Annotated in this window: 16 protein-coding genes; 12 read left to right on the forward strand and 4 right to left on the reverse strand. The window is 60.8% G+C overall.

Features of this window, described 5'->3' with window-relative positions; genetic code table 11:
- Both F4V54_RS03270 and F4V54_RS03275 read left to right on the forward strand, forming a co-directional pair.
- Positions 1–486: ACT domain-containing protein (locus F4V54_RS03270; protein ID WP_150386224.1), on the forward strand; the 486-nt coding region annotated here is incomplete at its 5' end.
- 2 nt (positions 487–488) lie between these two features.
- Positions 489–1157, forward strand: a complete 669-nt coding sequence (locus F4V54_RS03275) for a histidine phosphatase family protein (RefSeq protein ID WP_150386225.1) — start codon at positions 489–491, stop codon at positions 1155–1157.
- On the opposite strand, the gene F4V54_RS03280 is transcribed toward F4V54_RS03275, so the two are convergent.
- Together F4V54_RS03280 and F4V54_RS03285 are read right to left on the reverse strand one after the other, a co-directional pair.
- Entirely contained in the window at positions 1154–1501 is a 348-nt protein-coding gene (locus F4V54_RS03280; RefSeq protein WP_034665107.1) for a metallopeptidase family protein, read from the reverse strand. The two genes, F4V54_RS03275 and F4V54_RS03280, sit on opposite strands and share 4 nt — an antisense overlap.
- A 3-nt stretch (positions 1502–1504) precedes the next feature.
- Entirely contained in the window at positions 1505–2563 is a 1059-nt protein-coding gene (locus F4V54_RS03285) for a septum formation family protein (protein ID WP_249041220.1), read from the reverse strand.
- Between the two features lie 56 nt (positions 2564–2619).
- Here F4V54_RS03285 and serS point away from each other — a divergent pair, with 56 nt between their 5' ends.
- Genes serS through glpK form a run of 5 tightly spaced genes read left to right on the forward strand, consistent with a single transcriptional unit; the run spans position 2620 to position 7999 of the window.
- On the forward strand, positions 2620–3876 hold the full coding sequence (gene serS / locus F4V54_RS03290; protein ID WP_034665109.1) for a serine--tRNA ligase: 1257 nt from the start codon (positions 2620–2622) through the stop codon (positions 3874–3876).
- 23 nt (positions 3877–3899) lie between these two features.
- Positions 3900–4763 carry a lysophospholipid acyltransferase family protein gene (locus F4V54_RS03295; protein WP_150386226.1) on the forward strand — a complete coding sequence of 288 codons (864 nt, stop codon included), beginning with the start codon at positions 3900–3902 and terminating at the stop codon, positions 4761–4763.
- A gap of 3 nt (positions 4764–4766) precedes the next feature.
- Complete coding sequence (locus tag F4V54_RS03300) at positions 4767–5618, forward strand: lysophospholipid acyltransferase family protein (protein WP_150386227.1); 852 nt, start codon at positions 4767–4769, stop codon at positions 5616–5618.
- 11 nt (positions 5619–5629) lie between these two features.
- Positions 5630–6463 carry an HAD family hydrolase gene (locus F4V54_RS03305; RefSeq protein WP_150386228.1) on the forward strand — a complete coding sequence of 278 codons (834 nt, stop codon included), beginning with the start codon at positions 5630–5632 and terminating at the stop codon, positions 6461–6463.
- Positions 6464–6478: 15 nt separating this feature from the next.
- Complete coding sequence (glpK, locus tag F4V54_RS03310) at positions 6479–7999, forward strand: glycerol kinase GlpK (RefSeq protein WP_211359455.1); 1521 nt, start codon at positions 6479–6481, stop codon at positions 7997–7999.
- A gap of 11 nt (positions 8000–8010) precedes the next feature.
- Here glpK and F4V54_RS03315 read toward each other — a convergent pair whose 3' ends face one another.
- A complete protein-coding gene (locus F4V54_RS03315) occupies positions 8011–10083 on the reverse strand; it encodes an N-acetylmuramoyl-L-alanine amidase (RefSeq protein WP_150386230.1) in 2073 nt (690 codons plus the stop codon).
- 163 nt (positions 10084–10246) lie between these two features.
- Here F4V54_RS03315 and glf point away from each other — a divergent pair, with 163 nt between their 5' ends.
- The 5 genes from glf to F4V54_RS03340 all read left to right on the forward strand — a co-directional run bounded on the left by glf (position 10247) and on the right by F4V54_RS03340 (position 15955).
- On the forward strand, positions 10247–11455 hold the full coding sequence (glf, locus tag F4V54_RS03320) for a UDP-galactopyranose mutase (protein WP_150386231.1): 1209 nt from the start codon (positions 10247–10249) through the stop codon (positions 11453–11455).
- A gap of 8 nt (positions 11456–11463) precedes the next feature.
- Positions 11464–12171 (forward strand): FadR/GntR family transcriptional regulator, encoded by a 708-nt coding sequence (locus tag F4V54_RS03325; protein ID WP_034665126.1) that lies wholly within the window; start codon positions 11464–11466, stop codon positions 12169–12171.
- Between the two features lie 108 nt (positions 12172–12279).
- Positions 12280–13701 (forward strand): four-carbon acid sugar kinase family protein, encoded by a 1422-nt coding sequence (locus tag F4V54_RS03330; protein ID WP_150386232.1) that lies wholly within the window; start codon positions 12280–12282, stop codon positions 13699–13701.
- Between the two features lie 11 nt (positions 13702–13712).
- A complete protein-coding gene (locus F4V54_RS03335) occupies positions 13713–14618 on the forward strand; it encodes an NAD(P)-dependent oxidoreductase (protein ID WP_150386233.1) in 906 nt (301 codons plus the stop codon).
- Positions 14618–15955, forward strand: coding sequence for a GntP family transporter (locus tag F4V54_RS03340; RefSeq protein WP_150386248.1), 1338 nt, complete (start codon positions 14618–14620; stop codon positions 15953–15955). The genes F4V54_RS03335 and F4V54_RS03340 overlap by 1 nt, the downstream gene beginning before the upstream one ends.
- A gap of 7 nt (positions 15956–15962) precedes the next feature.
- Here the strand turns inward: F4V54_RS03340 and F4V54_RS03345 are convergent, their stop codons facing one another.
- A complete protein-coding gene (locus tag F4V54_RS03345) occupies positions 15963–17144 on the reverse strand; it encodes an ATP-binding protein (RefSeq protein ID WP_211359457.1) in 1182 nt (393 codons plus the stop codon).
- Between the last annotated feature and the right edge of the window lie 55 nt (positions 17145–17199).

Consider the following 17199-nt stretch of genomic DNA (forward strand, 5'->3'; position numbering starts at 1 on the left):
CGTTCCGCCGACCTGTTTGGGCTGGAGGTCCACGCCACCGGCATCGCGGACCTGGCCACCGCCCGCACCCGCTTTGTGCTGGCAGGACCCACCGGGGTGCCCACCCCGCGCACTGGGGATGACCGCACCTCTGTCGTCTTCCAGCTCCCTAACGAAGCCGGCACTTTGGTCGGCGCCCTGCACGAGTTCGCCTACCGCGGTGTGGATCTCACACGCATTGAATCCCGCCCGACTCGGGAGGAAGCCAACACCTACAACTTCTACGTTGACCTTGTTGGCCACATCGACGACATCCCACTCGCAGAAGCGCTGCGCTCCCTCTGGCTCCGTGCCACCCGGGTGACGTTCCTTGGGTCGTGGCCGCGCTACCGCGACTCGGATTCTGGGGTTGTTCCGTCGACGATGATGGACCCCGCCCGCCTTGCCCAAGCCGAAGATTGGGTTCGGGCTGCCCGCACTGGAGATCTAGGAGAGTTAGGAGACTAGTCATGCTGATTCTTTTACGCCACGGCCAAACCACCTCCAACGTCGACCGCAAACTGGATACTCTTCTCCCCGGTGCACCCCTGACTCCCCTCGGCGAGGAGCAGGCTTTGGCTGCGGGCCGAGCGATTTCAGCTGACTACCAGGTAGGGAGGGTCTTTTCCTCCGAAGCGTTACGCGCCCGGCAAACCGCCGCTATCGCCTTTTCTTCCCTGGTCGGCGACATCCCTGCCCTGCCCGGCCTCCACGAAATCCAGGCTGGACGGTGGGAAATGCACAACTCGTCCGCAGCCCACGAGGCCTACCTCACCGCATTCCGCGGCTTCTACCGCCGGGACCTCGCCGCCACCGTCGAAGACGGCGACTCCCTGGAGACTTTCCTCACCCGTTACCGCGCTGGGGTGCTGGCCGCGCTTGACCCTGCCTTGTATTCTGCCGGTTCTGCGGGTGCATCGGGTTCTAGCCGCGGTAGCACCGTGATCGTTTCGCACGGTGGGGCCATCAGGGGGTTTACCGCCAATGCCTGCCAGGTTGACCCCCAGTTTGCCGAGCAGTCCTACCTCCCCAACTGTGAATACGTCGTCCTAGACCCAGGTGAGGATCCTGCCGGCACCTTCGGGGATTGGCAGGTCGTGCGCTGGGGCAAGTATGACCTCGCCGGGTTGCGCGGCTAACCCCACCCCAACTCATGCAACTCATTTTCCTCTAGCCCGAAGTAGTGCCCAACTTCGTGGAAGACGGTGACTTTGACCTCGTGGCGGAGTTCCTCAATATCTGAGCAGATGGCTTCGAGCGCGTCTTTGTAAATGAACACGGCATCCGGCAGGTAGCCGGTGTGGTTGGCATGTTGTTCGGTGAGGGGGACTCCCTGGAAAAGCCCGAGCAGGGTGGGGTTGTCCTCGTTGTAGGGCCGGGCCAGGATGACCATGTTGGTCATGGACCGGGCGAAGGATTCAGGAATGAGGTCGAGGGCATCGTTGATGAGGGACTCGAACTCTTCGTCGCTGATGGGGTCCATGATTTAAGGTGCGTTGTAAGGCTGGGGTGCAACGGGGGCGGGGCCAGCAGCTCTACCCTGTGCAGAGCGCAGCGGTCGACGCTCTGGTGGCGGGGCAGGAACGGAGCCATCGACGGTGAGCGCTTCACGGCCGTCCTTGGCGGAGCCGGTGAGGGAGGCGAAGCGATCGTCTTTAGCAAACATGAGGCCGCAGTTGACGGTTCGGCTGCCACCATCCCAAGCTCGTGTGGTGGAGGTGCCCCAGTAGATCTGCAGGGTGGTTTGGTAGAGGTTTTCTTCGCCGCCGACGTATTCTTCGGCAGTTTTGGCGCAAACGTCGCCGAGGTACTTATTTTGTTCGTCGACAGAGGGGGTGTGGTCGGCGAAGACGGGGGCGAGGTCGACTTTGCCGGTGATTTCGATGTGGTGTCGGTCGGAGCATTTGACAACGTTGAGGTTGTTGGCCTGGTCCGTGATCAGGCAGGTTCCGGTTTCGGCGACGCGGGCTTGGTCGCGTTCGGCAGCTTTGCCGGTGGTAAGGATGGGTACGCCCTCGGTGTCGGTTTCTTGGAGGCCACACAGCATGGTGCGGTCACCGTCTTCCCATGCGTCGGTGGGCGGCAGGATGGGGGCGATGGAGTAGCGGCCGGAGGGGTCGTAGCGTCCGCCGAGGTAGCGGATGGATGCGGTTTGGCAGAGCTCTTCGCGGAGCTGGGCCTGACGGGTTTGGTTTGGTGGTGGGGCGCCGGGGCCGAATTCGGCGGTGGGGTAGGTGTTGAGGTCTTCGCGGGAGGAGACTTCGAAGCGGTGTTCTTTGTTGCAGTCGGTTTCTTCGAAGTCGCTGATGGTGCCTTTGTCGTCCATGTCCCAGGTCAGGCAGGTGCCTTCTTTGGCGGCGGTGAAGGGGATGACGCCGTTGGCATCGGGTTCCGGGGTGCCGCCGGTGCTGGCGCCTGATTGTTTGTCGGAAGCCAGGGTTAGTCCGGTTGTTCCGGCGTATGTGCCCATGCACAGTGCGCCGGCGAGTCCGGCGATGAGCAGGGTGCGCAGTCCTGTGCGGGAAAGCGAAGTGCCGTTATTCATATACACCATCATGCCTGCAGCTCGTGGGCCCAGTCCAACGGGTAGGGTTGGGGCTTGTGATTGATCTGAAGTTTCTGCGTGAAAATCCGGATGTTGTTCGTGCCTCTCAGCTGGCTCGTGGTGAGGATCCGGCGTTGGTGGATGCGCTGTTGAAGGCTGATGAGGAGCGGCGCGCGGCCATCGCTAAGGCGGATGAGTTGCGGGGGGAGCAGAAGGCGTTTGGCAAGAGGATTGGTCAGGCTGCTCCGGAGGATCGTCCGGCGTTGCTGGAGGGTTCGAATGAGTTGAAGGCGAAGGTGAAGGAGGCGGAGGCTGCGCAGTCGGGGGCGGAGGAACGTGTGACGCAGTTGCAGTATTCGATCTCCAATGTCATCGCGGGAGCGCCCGCGGGGGGTGAGGAGGACTTCGTTGTTCTTGAGCACGTGGGGGAGGTGCCAGAGTTTGATTTCGAGGTTAAGGATCACTTGGATCTGGGTGAAGAGCTGGGGCTTATCGACGTCAAACGGGGCACCAAAGTCGGTGGCGCCCGCTTCTACTACTTGGTGGGTGACGGTGCGTGGCTGCAGCTGGGCATGTTGATGCTGGCGGCACAGAAGGCGCGTGAGGCTGGTTTTAAGGTGATGGTCCCGCCGGTGCTTGTGCGTCCGGAGATTATGCAGGGCACAGGCTTTCTGGATGCGCATGATGAGGAGATTTATTATCTCGAGCGCGATGAGCTGTACCTGGTGGGTACGTCGGAAGTGGCGTTGGCGGGTTACCACAAGGACGAGATCATTGATTTAAGCGAGGGGCCGTTGTTGTATGCGGGGTGGTCGAGCTGCTTCCGTAGAGAAGCGGGCTCGTACGGCAAGGACACGAAGGGTATTTTGCGTGTCCACCAGTTCGACAAACTGGAGATGTTTGTTTACTGCAAGCCTGAAGATGCAGAGGAGATGCACCAGAAACTGCTGGGGCTTGAGCGTGAGATGCTTGCCGCGGTGGAGGTTCCGTACCGCATTATTGATGTCGCGGCGGGAGATCTCGGGTCATCAGCTGCCCGCAAGTTTGATACGGAGGCGTGGGTGCCCTCGCAGGGCACGTACCGTGAGCTGACGTCGACGTCGAATTGCACGACGTTCCAGGGTCGCCGCCTAGCTACTCGTTACCGTGATGAGGAGGGCAAGACGCAGACCGCTGCCACCCTCAACGGCACTCTGGCAACAACACGTTGGCTGGTGGCCATTTTGGAGAATAACCAGCGGGCTGATGGCTCGGTGGTGGTGCCTGAGGCACTCCGCCCGTGGGTTGGAAAAGATATCCTTTCCAAGAACTAACTGTCTGTGAAAGGGGTCCCAACATGACTGGGGACAAGGAGCCGAAGCGGTGGATTGGCCCACTGTTTGAGGTGCCGGCAGATTTTGTGGAGCCGGCACCTCACCCGGTGGAGTCGAAGGAGCGTTTCTACCAGGCCATCATTGGTGGTTTTAAGCGCATCATGCAGGCCCAGGGTCTGCGGTTTTATGTCCACGGTGCGGAGAATCTGCCGGAGCGGGACGGCGCGTTGTTGGTGATCAATCACACGGGCTACTACGATTTCATCATTGCCGGAATTGGGGCGCATCTGCGAGGCAAGCGCCTGGTGCGGTTTATGGCGAAAAAAGAGGTCTTTGACACCAAGGTCGTCGGTTCCTTGATGCGGGGGATGAAGCATGTGCCGGTGGATCGATCTGCAGGCATGGACGCGATCGCTGAGGCAACGAAGTGGCTGCGTGGTGGTGGCTTGGTGGGTATCTTCCCGGAGTCCACGCTCTCGCGCTCCTTTGAGCTCGCGGACTTCAAAACGGGTGCGGCCCGCATTGCGGATGAGGCTGGGGTGCCCATGATCCCCACGGTGATTTGGGGCTCACAACGTATTTGGACCAAGGGGATCCCTAAAAACCTGGGCCGTTCCCACACCCCGATTGTGCTCAGTTATGGGGAGCCTGTGTACACCACCGGTGACGCGGAGGAGGACACGCGCCGGGTGAAGGCAGCGATGCAGGAACTGCTGGAATTCAACCGCGAAGAGTATGCCCGCCGGTTCGGACCCTTTGAGCCTGGCCAGAAGTGGATGCCCGCATCACTCGGCGGTGGCGCTCCAACTCTGGAGGAAGCCACGGTGATCCAGGAGAAGGAACGCGCAGCGAAACTCGCCAAGAAGCAGGCGAAGAAGCAGGGGTAAAACATGACGAGTTACCGCGTTGAGAAGGGCGTTTTCTACATCCCTGAAGATGTCCCTGCACTGCCGGAGCAGCCAGGCTGGAAAAATGAACGCTGGTACCGGGCGGTGCTCAACACGGTGGTGCCTATCCTGCGGCTTCAGGGTCTGAAGTTTTACGTCAACGGCCTGGAGAACATGCCTGCGGAGGGGCCAGTTCTGGTTGCTGGGAACCACATTGGCTACTACGACTTTGTCACCGGTGCGTTGCCGGGTTTGCTGCGTGGGCGCCGGCCGACGCGCTATATGGCCAAGAAAGAGCTGTTTGATCATTGGCTGGTGGGGCCAGCTGCGCGGGGTACGGGGCAGATTGAGGTGGACCGGTCGATGGGTGCGGGTAGCGTCGATAAGGCTATTGAGCGGCTGACTGACAGCGATCAGGTTGTGGGAATTTTCCCGGAAGGCACCCTGGCGCGTTCCTTTGAGCTGGAGGAGTTCAAAACGGGTGCGGCGCGTATTGCGAAGGCCTCGGGTGCCACGTTAATCCCATCTGTTTCGTGGGGCACGCAGCGGATTTGGGCGAAACGCGGGAAAATTGAGATGGGTCGGACAAAGTATCCGATCATCACGAATATCGGGCCCGCGGTGTCCACGGAGGGGTCGCACGAAGAAATTACGGTCCGGCTGAAAGAAGCGATGCAGGTGCTTCTCGAAGGCGCCCGGGAAGAATACAACGACCGCTTCGGCCCCTTCCCGGAGGGCTTAGACTGGATGGCAGCGTCGATGGGGGGATCGGCACCCACGGTAGAGGAGGCAAAAGTGCTTGACCAGCGAGCCAAGGCCGAGCGGAAGAGCCGGAAGAAGCAGAAGAAAGGGTAGGTCGATTCCTCGTGTCAACCCCTAAGCCGCCGAAGCTGATTGTGAGCGATATTGATGGCACGTTGCTGGATAGCAATGGACGCGTGAGTTCGCGTCTGCGCGACACGATTACGCGGGCGGCGCGCATGGGTACGAAGATCGCGCTGGCCACGGGGCGGCCACATCGGTGGTTGACGCCGGTGCTGGATCAGTTGCCGTTTACCCCGGACTGCATCTGCGCTAACGGTGCGGTGGTGTATGACCCGTCACTGGATGAGGTGCTGGTGCGCCATGAGTTGGACACGGAGGCGTTGGGGCGCATCGCGGAGATCGCGCGTGAGGCTTTGGCAGGCTATGGCACCTACGGTTTCGGCGTGGAGCGCGTGGGCAGTTCCGCCTTTGACCCGGAGGAAGAATGCTTCCTCATTACCCCTGGTTACAGCCCTGATTTGTGGGATATCGGCTATGGGGTGGTGGACGTTGCGGAGCTGACATCGGTGCCCGCCGCGAAGATTCTCGTGCGCCACCCGGAGATGAGTTCGCAGGAGCTTTTCGACGTATTGGCGCCGTTCATCGACCCCGAAGATGCTCACGTGACCTACTCCATGAACGAGGGGCTGCTGGAGTTCAGTGCACCGGGGGTGAATAAGGCGACGGGTGTGTCGATCGTCGCTACGCAACATGGCATTGAGCGTGAACGGGTCCTTGCTTTTGGTGATATGCCGAATGACATGGAGATGTTGGCGTGGGCTGGCATGGGTGTGGCCATGGCGAATGCGGAGCCACTCGTGCAGGATGCGGCTGATGTGGTGACCACGTCGAATGATGATTTTGGTGTAGCGCGTGTCCTTGAGAGTTGGTTCTAGGGTTAAATAACCCCCATGCCATACATCGCCGCGATTGACCAGGGAACAACGTCCACCCGGTGCTACATCACCACTCCCGACGGCGAGGTGGTGGGCACCGCCCAGTTTGAGCACAAACAAATCATGCCGCGCGAAGGATGGGTGGAACACAACCCCCGTGAGATCTGGCGCAACACGCGCCGGGCACTCTCGGAGGCCTTGGTTGCCGCGGATCTCGATGTGGAGGACCTGGCTGCTGTTGGGCTGACCAACCAGCGTGAAACAGCGGTGATCTGGGATAAGGAGACCGGAAAGCCGATCTATAACGCCATTGTGTGGCAGGACACCCGCACGGAAGACGTGGCCCCGGACGGGGATAAGACGCGGTATCTGAAAAAGACAGGGTTGTTGGCTAATTCTTATCCGGCGGGCCCGAAGTGGGCGTGGATCCTGGACAACGTGGAGGGCGCGCGCGAACGCGCGGAAAAGGGCGAGCTGTTGGCCGGCACGATTGATACGTGGCTGATCTGGAACCTCACGGGTGGGGCGCGGGAATCTCGCAGGTCCGTGTTCGCAGGCATGTTCGGGTTTGCCAAGGGGCACGCACAGCATGTCACGGACGTGACCAACGCATCGCGCACGCTGCTCATGGATTTGGAGACGCTGAAGTGGGACGAGGAACTTTGCGCGGAAATCGGGGTGCCGCGGCAGATCTTGCCGGAGATCAAACCCAGCTTTGGCAACTTCGGGTCGATTCGCCGGAAGAAGAGCTCACGCGATGTGCCCATCACAGGTGTGCTCGGCGACCAGCAGGCGGCACTGTTCGGGCAGGGCTGTTTGGATAAAGGCACGGCGAAGATGACCTATGGCACGGGCTTGTTCATGCTTCTCAATACCGGCGACAAGCCGCATTTCTCCGAACACGGTTTGCTCACCACTGTTGCATACCAGAAGGCGGGTAAACCACCGGTATATGCGCTAGAGGGCTCCGTGGCTGTGGGTGGTTCGCTCATCCAGTGGCTGCGGGATCAACTGGGCATCATCAACAACGCGGCTGAATCAGAGAAGGTGGCCAGTCAGGTGGAGGATTCCGCTGGCGTAGTTATCGTGCCGGCCTTCTCCGGACTGTTCGCGCCACGCTGGCGGCCGGATGCCCGTGGTGTGATCACAGGCATCACGCGCTACACCGACCGGCGCCACATCGTGCGGGCTGCCTTAGATGCCACCTGCCTGCAGACGTTGGAGGTGGTGCGGGCAATGGAAGCGGATGCGCGGATAAGCATTGATGCTTTGCGTGTGGACGGCGGCATGACCGCGAACAGCCTACTCATGCAAATGCAGGCCGATGTGTTGGAATCCACCGTCGTGAGGCCTGACAACATGGAAACCACCGTGATGGGTGCGGCGAGTGCCGCCGGGATCGGGGCAGGGCTTGTGGATGAGCCGCTGAGCCTTGGGCAGGAAAAGACCTGGGAAAACACAATGGCCGGCCCCGACCGGGACCGGCTCATTGCGCGGTGGGAGGAAGCCGTGGCTCGCTCCCTTGATCTGGCTTGATGTAGCTTGATCTATTTAACGTCGATATCCAGGTTGCCCGTGGTCACGCGGTAGGTGATGGAACCGCGAGCGAAGTCAACGCGGATATCGCCATTGTTGGCGGCGGTATCAGACTTCACCGGCTTACCCAGCGGACCCAGGTCCAGGCCCTGCTTGATCCACGCATCGGCGATCTGCTCAGGCAAGATCACCTGGTTGCCATCGGCGCTGAGCAAGGCAATTCCCTTTTCGAAGATGCCGTACTCGTCGCCACCGACACCTTGAAGCACACCGTCGAGCTTGCCGAGCATCGGCTCAAACTGACTCCACTTCTGCTTCGCCTCCGGGCTGCCCACGGCGTTAATGAACTGGCCGACGTACGGGCGGATGCTGGCCAGCGTCATGCCCGGGATAATTTCCAGGTTTGCCACATTGCTCACCTGCTTAGGCAGCATGTCGTTGCCGGCAGCGAAGAGCAGGAGCGCGCCACCAACGGTGCCTGCCGCGGTGGCAATAGCAGCCGGGTCACCATTCAGAATGCCCTCAAAGGAGATGTCGCTAGAGGTGTTGGCCAGGTTGTTGATGGTCGTGGTTGTGCCATTATTATTCGGAACAGTACCGGTCTTTGGTGGTGTTTGCTGCGATGGAGTGGGCGCAGTTTGCTGTGGGTTTGACGTTGGCGGAGTGTAGGCCTGGTTGGAGCGCACCGCGTTGGCCTTGTTCTTGGCCACATTACGGATGTACCCCATCTGGCCGTACAGGTTATCGCCCGGGCAGCTGTTGTAGTGGAAGTCGCGGTGAGCATTCACAACATTGAAGTTCGCGCCCTGGCCCCGGTTGTACCTGGTGCCACGGAAGTTTGCGTCGGAGGTCAGCCAGACCTTGCCGGTCGGATCAAGGCCTGCGGTGCCAGCCTTCCAACCGATCATTTCACCCATCGCGTTCAGGGACTCTTGGGTGGGCTGCGCGTTCATGTAGTTACCCAGCATTGAAATGCCCCAGGTGTGGGCGTTGAAGCCACCAACGTGTGCGCCCTGCGGGTTGCGGTCCAGCCCGCCAGCGCGGCCTTCGTAGATGTTGCCGTACTTATCTACGAGGGCGTTGTACCCAATATCACCCCACCCGAGGTTGTTGGCGTGGTAAGCCCAAATTCCGCGGACGATGCCCGGTGCCTGCGCAGCGGTGTAGTTATTGGAACCGGCGGTGTGGTGAATAGTGATCGCCTTGGTCGGCTCCGAGTAGTACGGGGTACGGCTTTTGCCTGCGCCCCAGGAGGAGCGGGACACTACGCGTGGCATGCCGTTGGTGTTGTACTGCGCCGGGGCGATTGCGCCATCGGCTGTGCCTTCACCACCTTCAATGAACACAGCGTCAAGGTCAGCAGCGGTGGTCACTGGGGCGTTGTCGGCGTTGCCTTCGGACGGTTCATCTGCCAGCTCTTCAACGTCTGCAACTGGGGCGATCTCTCCGTAGTTGGTTGGCAGTGCGCGGTCTCCCAGCACGGACGGACCTGTGCCGGAGGGGAATCCAGACAGGTCAACAGGGGAGGAGTCAGGCAGGTCGCTGTCCGCAGTGCCCACCGGCGATTCAGACGGCGTATCAGCCGGTGCATCCTCTGCTGGAGCATCGTGTGCGACGAGGTCAACGTTTGCTGTGGAGACCTGAACCCGCTTGGTCTTTTCTACGTAAATCGGCTCGGTGCCGTTGGCAACGCCGTCTGGGCCGACTTCGGCGTCCATCTCGTACCACTCGGACCAGGTGCCGTCTGGGCGCTCGGCGCGGACGAAAGCGGCAATGTCACGGTCGCCTTCCCAGGTCAGGCCGAAAACGGAGAATTCCTCATCGCGGACGAACTCTTTCACCGTGCGGGCTTCATCGCCTTCGCCTTGGGTGGCCACGGCTGGATCATCAACGATGATGGATTTCGCGTCAGCCAGGGACGCTGTGGAAGAGGAAACCTGAATGTTGGCGGAGCCGACGTCCTGGGTCTTGAGGATCTCGTTGCCGCCGAAGACGCTCGCCGCGATGACGGCGAGGGTGCTGGCAACAGCGATGACCGGGGTCTTCTTCCTGGTGGAAGGGTTGAGGTGGCGTCGTTGTTTCACGTTCTACGCTCCTGAGTTAATAGTTACAGCTGTGACTAATCTAGACGAATAGCAACTATAGATCACTTATGGGGCTTTTGTGAATAGTGTGACTTGCTGGTGTGTCGCGAGTGTGTCGCGCCTATCTAGCGCTTCCACCCCATTTCCCAGTAGCCTTGGGCCCATGACTTCAGGTGACACCAATACGTATGACCTCATCGTTGTCGGCTCCGGCTTCTTCGGCCTCACCATTGCGGAGCAGGCAGCGTCGGAGCTGGGTAAGCGGGTACTCGTCGTCGAAAAGCGCGAGCATATCGGCGGCAACGCGTACTCCGAAAAGGAACCCGATACGGGCATTGAGGTGCATAAATACGGGGCACACCTGTTCCACACCTCCAATGACCGTGTGTGGGGGTACGTCAACCGCTTCGCTGAGTTCACTGATTACCAGCACCGCGTGTTCGCCATGCACGATGGCACGGCGTACCAGTTCCCCATGGGGCTGGGCCTGATCAACCAGTTTTTTGGCAAGTACTACAGCCCGGACGAGGCGAAAGCGCTCATCGAGGAGCAGCGCGAGGGTCTCGACCCGGCCGCAGCAACGAACCTGGAGGAGCGTGGCATCGCGCTCATCGGCAAGCCGCTTTACGACGCATTTGTGAAGCACTACACCGCCAAACAGTGGCAGACCGACCCGACAGACCTGCCGCCGGAAATCATTTCCCGCCTACCAGTGCGCTACACCTTCAACAACCGCTACTTCAACGACAAGTACGAAGGCCTCCCCGTCGACGGTTACGCCGCCTGGTTGGAGAAGATGGCATCGCATGAGCTTATCGATGTCCGCTTGAACACCGACTGGTTCGACGTCCGCGACTCCATCCGCGGTGAATCCCCCGATGCCCCGGTGGTGTACACCGGCCCGCTGGACCGCTACTTCGACTACGCCGAAGGTCGCCTTGGCTGGCGCACCCTCGACTTCGAGCAGGAAGTCCTAGACACCGGGGACTTTCAGGGCACCCCGGTGATGAACTACAACGATGCGGATGTCCCGTACACCCGCATCCACGAGTTCCGCCACTTCCACCCGGAGCGCACTGAGTACCCCGACGATAAGACCGTCATTGTGAAGGAATACTCTCGCTTCGCCGAGGACGATGATGAGGTGTATTACCCCATCAACACCCCCGAAGACCGTGAGATGCTCAAGCGCTACCGCGAGCTCGCCGCCGCCGAGTCCCGCGAGAACAAGGTCCTCTTCGGTGGCCGCCTGGGCACCTACCAGTACCTGGACATGCACATGGCCATCGGTGCAGCACTGTCCGTCTTTGACAACCACGTGCGCACCTACTTTGAAGACGGCAAACCCATCGACCAGCCGCGCGGGCACTAGGGGCTAGCGTGCGGAGGGACTTGGTCACCGAGGGGATTGAGAAAATGGTCAACTCCATTGCGAGCGGCCACTTCCCCGAAGGTGAAGCCTTGCCCGGTGAGCAGGCGCTCGCTGATTTTCTTGAGGTTTCACGCCCGACCATGCGTGAGGTTGTTCGCGCACTCGCTGATCGGGGCGTGCTCGAAGTCGTACACGGGCGGGGCACTTTCGTGCTGCCCCGTAGTCAGTGGCGCGATATGGAAACCCTGGTTGAGGTGTGGCGTCAGGTCTTGCCGCAAGCTGAGGTCAATCAGCGCCTCACTGAAGTGCGCCGGATGATCGAGGTTGGCTCCTGCGGGCATGCCGCTAACAACCGCACGGCGGAGGATATTGAGGAGCTTGAGGCCTGTCTTGCGCGCTTCGCTAAGGCCGCTGACAGCGGTGACCTTGAGGGTGTGAACAGGGCAGACGTGGATTTTCACAACCAGATCCTACGTGCGACGGGCAACCCATTCCTCATGGCTGTCATGCGTCCGCTGGAGGGTGCGTTGGCGGATTCGCGCCGGGCCACCACCGCGGATTCGGCGGTGCGCGTCCGCGCTGACCGGCACCACAAGAAGATCCTGGAAGCCATTAAGGCGGGGGATGCGGAGGGGGCAAAAAATGCCATGCGTGCCCACATGGATCAAACATGGTCGGACCTACGAACGTCCGATAGGGGCAACAATCGGGGGTAGTTTCTCTGTGATGCAACTCACATAACAAGGTTAAATGCGTTGCAGGTACTAACCTTTCAAGTGACTCCTCAGAGGTCTGAGGATTTGGCGAGAAGAAAGCGAGTCACAATGGTTTCCCTGCAAACCCTGCTTGAGGGCTACCCCGAACCCGTCCGCGTCCCCGCATCGGCCATCCCCACCACCGACACCACGCTGGTGGTGCTGGATGATGACCCGACGGGCACCCAGTCCGTAGCTAACCTTCCGGTACTGACCCGTTGGGAAGAAGATGACATGGCCTGGGCACTCCAGCAGGACGTCCCCGCGATCTATGTCATGACTAACTCCCGTTCGTTGGGCCCGGCAGATGCACGCGCGATCAACCTCGACGTGGCTCGCGCGGCTATTGCAGCAGCGAAGAAGCTGGACAAGAAGGTTGCCTTCGTTTCCCGCTCTGACTCCACGCTGCGTGGGCATTACCCGCTTGAGCCGGACACGCTCGCGGGGGTCGCAGAGGCGAACGGCCAGACCATCGACGGCTATGTCATTGTCCCGGCTTTCGGCGATGCCGGCCGCATCACCGTCGGCGGCGTGCACTATGCGGGCAATGACACTGATGGCTACCAGAAGGTGGAAGACACCGAGTTCGCCCAGGACGCCACCTTTGGTTACAAGCACTCCCGCATTGCAGACTGGGTGGAAGAGAAGACTGGCGGCGCGGTGAAAGCTGCCGACGTGATTGAGATCCCGCTGGATGTGGTGAGGGGGGAGCAAGGGGGCGTCGAAAAGCAATTGCTTCAAGCACACGACCGCACCCCGATCGCCGTGGACATTGTCACGGAAGATGATCTGCGTTTGCTGTCGCTCGGCCTGATCGCGGCTGAACGTGCTGGTAAAAACTTCATTTACCGCGTTGGCCCGCCGTTTGTGCGCGCGCGGATTGGACAGGATGTGCCGGAGCCGGTGCGCCCGGAGCGCGTGGCGGACCTTCGGCAGAACACGGACAACGTGGCCGGCGGTCTCATCGTGATTGGTTCGCACGTGCCCACCACGACGCGTCAGCTCGCGCGGCTGAAGGAGACCAATGGCGCGCCCGTCGTGGAGATGGATGTGGCGCGCGTGATCGGGGAGGACCGCGAAGACTACATCGCGGAACTTGCCGGCGAGATTGAACAGTTGCTCACCCGTGGCAACGTCATCTTCCATACCTCCCGTGAACTCGTGCGCGGGGCAACCCCGGATGAGTCGCTCGCGATTGCCCGCAAGGTCTCTGATTCTCTCGTCACCGTGGTTAACCGTGTGGTCAACCGCATTACGCCTGCCTTCGTTATTGCCAAGGGCGGCATTACGTCCTCCGATGTTGCATCGAAGGGCCTGGAGATGACCCGCGCGATGGTCATTGGCCCGATGCAACCCGGAATCATCTCCATGTGGCAGCTGCTTGACGGCCCTGCCGCTGGCGTCCCGTACATCGTCTTCGCTGGAAACGTGGGCACGGATGACTCGCTCGCCGAGGTCGTTGCCGCGCTTTCCACTCATCCCCTGAATTAAAGGAGCACACCATGTCACACACCATCACCGTCGTTGGCCTCGGAGCGATGGGCCTGCCGATTGCCACGAACCTGCGTAACCACGATTTCATCGTCCGTGGCGTAGACATCGCCGAGGCGCGCCTGGCGCTTGGTCGCGAGGCTGGCCTGGAGGTGTTCAACACTGCTCTCGAAGCCTCTGAAGGCGCCGACGTTGTGTTGCTCGCCGTGCGCAACCACGCGCAGCTCACTGATGTTCTCTTTGGTGAAGGCGGCATCGCCGAACGCATGAAGGACGGCGCCGCAATCTTGCTCATTTCCACCGTGGGCGTTGCTGCCGTGGAGCAGACCGCAGCCATGCTCGGTGACATGGGCATCTCGCTTATCGACGCCCCCGTGTCCGGCGGCCCCGTCCGCGCCGGCGAAGGCGACCTCTTGGTCACCGTCGGTGCTGAACCTGCGGTGGTTGACCGTTACCGCGATGTGCTTGAGGCAATGGCCGGCAATCTGGTGATTGTTGGCGACAAGCCAGGCAAGGGCCAGGCCCTGAAGACCGTGAACCAGCTGCTCTGCGGCGTGCACATCGCCGCTGCTGGTGAGGCCCTCGCCCTGGCGGGTGAGCTAGGTCTGGACCAGAAGGCCACGCTGGATGCCCTTATGAGCGGTGCCGCCGCATCCTTCATGCTGGGTGATCGCGGTGAGCGCATGCTGGATGCATACACCGAGGAAGGCGCGGAAGTGAAAAGCCGCATTGACATCTTTGTCAAGGACATGGGTATTGTCACCGCCGCCGCGAAAACCGCTGGCATCGCTGTGCCTGTTGCCGCTGCTGCTGAGCAGCAGTACCTGCAGGCCTTCGCACGCGGGATGGCTGCGAAGGATGATTCCTCCATCATCACCATTTCCTCCCCGACCGGCCCGAAGGGTGGGAACGCATGATTACCGGTACTGGTTTGATTTGGCTCGGCCTCGCGGCCGTTGCCGTCCTACTGGCCCTGGTGATCTGGGTGCGCATGCCCGCCTTCGTGGCTTTGCTCCTGGTCTCCCTAGCCACGGCAGTGCTCTCCGGCATCCCGCTGGCCGAGTCCGTGAGTGTGGTCACCGGCGGTGTGGGCAAAACACTTGGCTCCGTCGCCGTGGTGGTGGGCCTTGGCGCCATGTTGGGCAAGATCATTGAAGAATCCGGTGGTGCTACCGCCCTTGCCCAATACTTCACCGGCAAACTCGGCCGCAAACGCATCGTCGCCGCAGTGGTCATCGCCGCATTCATCCTGGGCATTCCAGTCTTCTTCGACGTTGGCTTCATCATCCTCGCGCCGATCATCTTCGGCTTCGCCGCCGTGGCCAACATCAACCCACTCAAGATCGGTCTGCCCGTCGCCGCAGCACTTCTCACCGTTCACGTTGTTCTGCCACCGCACCCAGGTCCGGTTGCAGTAGCAGAGCTTCTCGACGGCGACGCTGGCCTCCTCCTCACCATCGGCCTACCCATCGCTGCCGTGACCGTGGCCTTGGGTTACCTGATCACCCGCCGCATTGATGTCAGCGGCATTGAGCGCGCCGCATCCCCGGTTGAGGACGCCGGTGTGAACGAGGTGGACAACCCACCGTCACCGTGGACCATCATCGGCCTCATCTTGCTGCCGATTGTCCTCATCATGGTGGGCACGACCAGCGCCATGGTCCTGGAAGAAGACTCCTTCGCCCGCGATGTCGCCTCCTTCATCGGTGCGTCCCCGGTTGCCCTTCTCATCGCTGTGCTCGTGGCCTGGTGCGTCCTGGGCAGCCAGCGCGGCTGGAACCGCCAGGAATCCTCGGATGTCCTCGACTCCGCCCTGCCGGCCGTCGCCGTGATCATTTTCGTCACCGGCGCTGGCGGTGCCTTTGCCAACGTGCTCGTTGAATCCGGCATCGGCCAGGTTCTTTCCGACCTTCTCGCCGGCACCGGCCTGCCGCTTATTCTCACCGCGTTCCTGCTCACCGCCGCTCTCCGCGCCGCGCAGGGTTCCGCAACGGTGGCACTTCTCACCACCGCCGGACTCATCGCACAACCCATCGCGGATGCTGGCCTGAGCAGCGTCCAAGCCGCACTCGTCATGGTGGCCATCGGCTTCGGTGGCCTGGGACTCAGCCACATCAACGACTCCGGCTTCTGGATCGTGACCAAGTACCTCGGACTCAACGTCAAACAAGGCCTCCGCTACTGGACAACCGTGTCCACCATCTTCGGTGTCATCGGCTTCCTGCTCACCTGGGCGGTCTACGCGGTGGTGTAGCGCGCTCTCACTCCGGCCAGATGGAGAACTGCTCCATCGCATCGGTCACATGGTGGGAGCGTAGGTACTCGCGCATGTAGGGCAGCTCGTAGTCGACGTAGCCATGGGATGTGGGGCGGATCATTTCAGCGTCGATAAGCCTCTTGCGGTAGTTGCCCGCATATTGCGAATCGACGCTCATGCGCGCAGCAATGTCGGACATACGTGAGGGCCCGTCGTCTGCGGACATCGCGGTGAGGAAGGTGCGATCGACCTCCGATAGATCAGCAAGCGATGGTTCGTGAACGAGTTGTCCGAGTTTCCTGCGGGCAGCTCCGATGCCATGTGAAACCGCTTCTTCATTGATCTCGTTGTCAGTGAGATTGCGGAAAGCGTGTTGCCCAACGAGCTGGATCATGAATGGGTATCCGCCAGTCGCATTTGATGCGGCGTCAAGGGCCTCCGGGGTCCATGACACCCCAACTTGAGCGGCGGTCTCCTCCAATGCCATGCGTACCTCTTCGATTGGGACCATTCCGGTTTCAATCCTGTTTGCGCGCCGTAAGAAGGTCACGGGGTTGCGGCCTTCATCAGCAGCGAGAAGGGGCTTCACAGCACCGGGGATGCCGGCCATTGCAACCGCAATTTCACGATCTTCCCGGACAAGATGTTGGATTGTTGTGCCGAATTCGACGATCTCGTCCATGTGCGCGTAGTGCAGCTCATCCAAGGTAATCAACAGCCCGACCGGTTCCTGGCCAAGGCGGGCATCAATTTCTGCTTGGCAGTCAAACAGTTCATCGAGCACCGATCGCAACGTCGGGGTCGGCGAATATGCGGGAACAGATTCGGTGTCAAAGCCAAGGTAGGGGAGTTTGATTCCGGAGAGGCGGCGCTTGGGTTCGCTGGAAAGCTCCTGCACGAGCTTGTACGCACGGTCGCGGATGCGATCGATGAAACCGCGAGTCGTGGTCTCGGAGATGACGTGCCAGGAGTGAGATTTGGCGACTGCTTCGAATTCATTCAGCAAAACAGTCTTGCCTACACCTCTGGGACCGGTGATGATGGAGATTCGTTCGTGGCTTCCCGGACCGTCCTGGATGGCGGCGTCAAAGTCGCGGAGATACTCATCGCGCCCCGCGACCACCACCGGTGTCTTTCCAACCGTTGCGGTGAAAGGGTTCTTGGGGCGCCGCTGAATCGCTGACATTCCGCCTCCTTACTATTTCTTACTATCTTTACTATTTTTACTATCTTTACTACTT

Origin of the sequence: Corynebacterium tuscaniense, from assembly GCF_008693065.1 — a bacterium.
Taxonomy (GTDB): domain Bacteria; phylum Actinomycetota; class Actinomycetes; order Mycobacteriales; family Mycobacteriaceae; genus Corynebacterium; species Corynebacterium tuscaniense.

Coding starts and splice junctions, on each gene's coding strand:
- F4V54_RS03275 (WP_150386225.1), top strand. CDS start 489: ATGCTGATTCTTTTACGCCACGGCCAAACCACCTCCAACGTCGACCGC.
- F4V54_RS03280 (WP_034665107.1), bottom strand. CDS start 1,501: ATGGACCCCATCAGCGACGAAGAGTTCGAGTCCCTCATCAACGATGCC.
- F4V54_RS03285 (WP_249041220.1), bottom strand. CDS start 2,563: ATGAATAACGGCACTTCGCTTTCCCGCACAGGACTGCGCACCCTGCTC.
- F4V54_RS03295 (WP_150386226.1), top strand. CDS start 3,900: ATGACTGGGGACAAGGAGCCGAAGCGGTGGATTGGCCCACTGTTTGAG.
- F4V54_RS03300 (WP_150386227.1), top strand. CDS start 4,767: ATGACGAGTTACCGCGTTGAGAAGGGCGTTTTCTACATCCCTGAAGAT.
- glpK (WP_211359455.1), top strand. CDS start 6,479: ATGCCATACATCGCCGCGATTGACCAGGGAACAACGTCCACCCGGTGC.
- glf (WP_150386231.1), top strand. CDS start 10,247: ATGACTTCAGGTGACACCAATACGTATGACCTCATCGTTGTCGGCTCC.
- F4V54_RS03330 (WP_150386232.1), top strand. CDS start 12,280: ATGGTTTCCCTGCAAACCCTGCTTGAGGGCTACCCCGAACCCGTCCGC.
- F4V54_RS03335 (WP_150386233.1), top strand. CDS start 13,713: ATGTCACACACCATCACCGTCGTTGGCCTCGGAGCGATGGGCCTGCCG.
- F4V54_RS03345 (WP_211359457.1), bottom strand. CDS start 17,144: ATGTCAGCGATTCAGCGGCGCCCCAAGAACCCTTTCACCGCAACGGTT.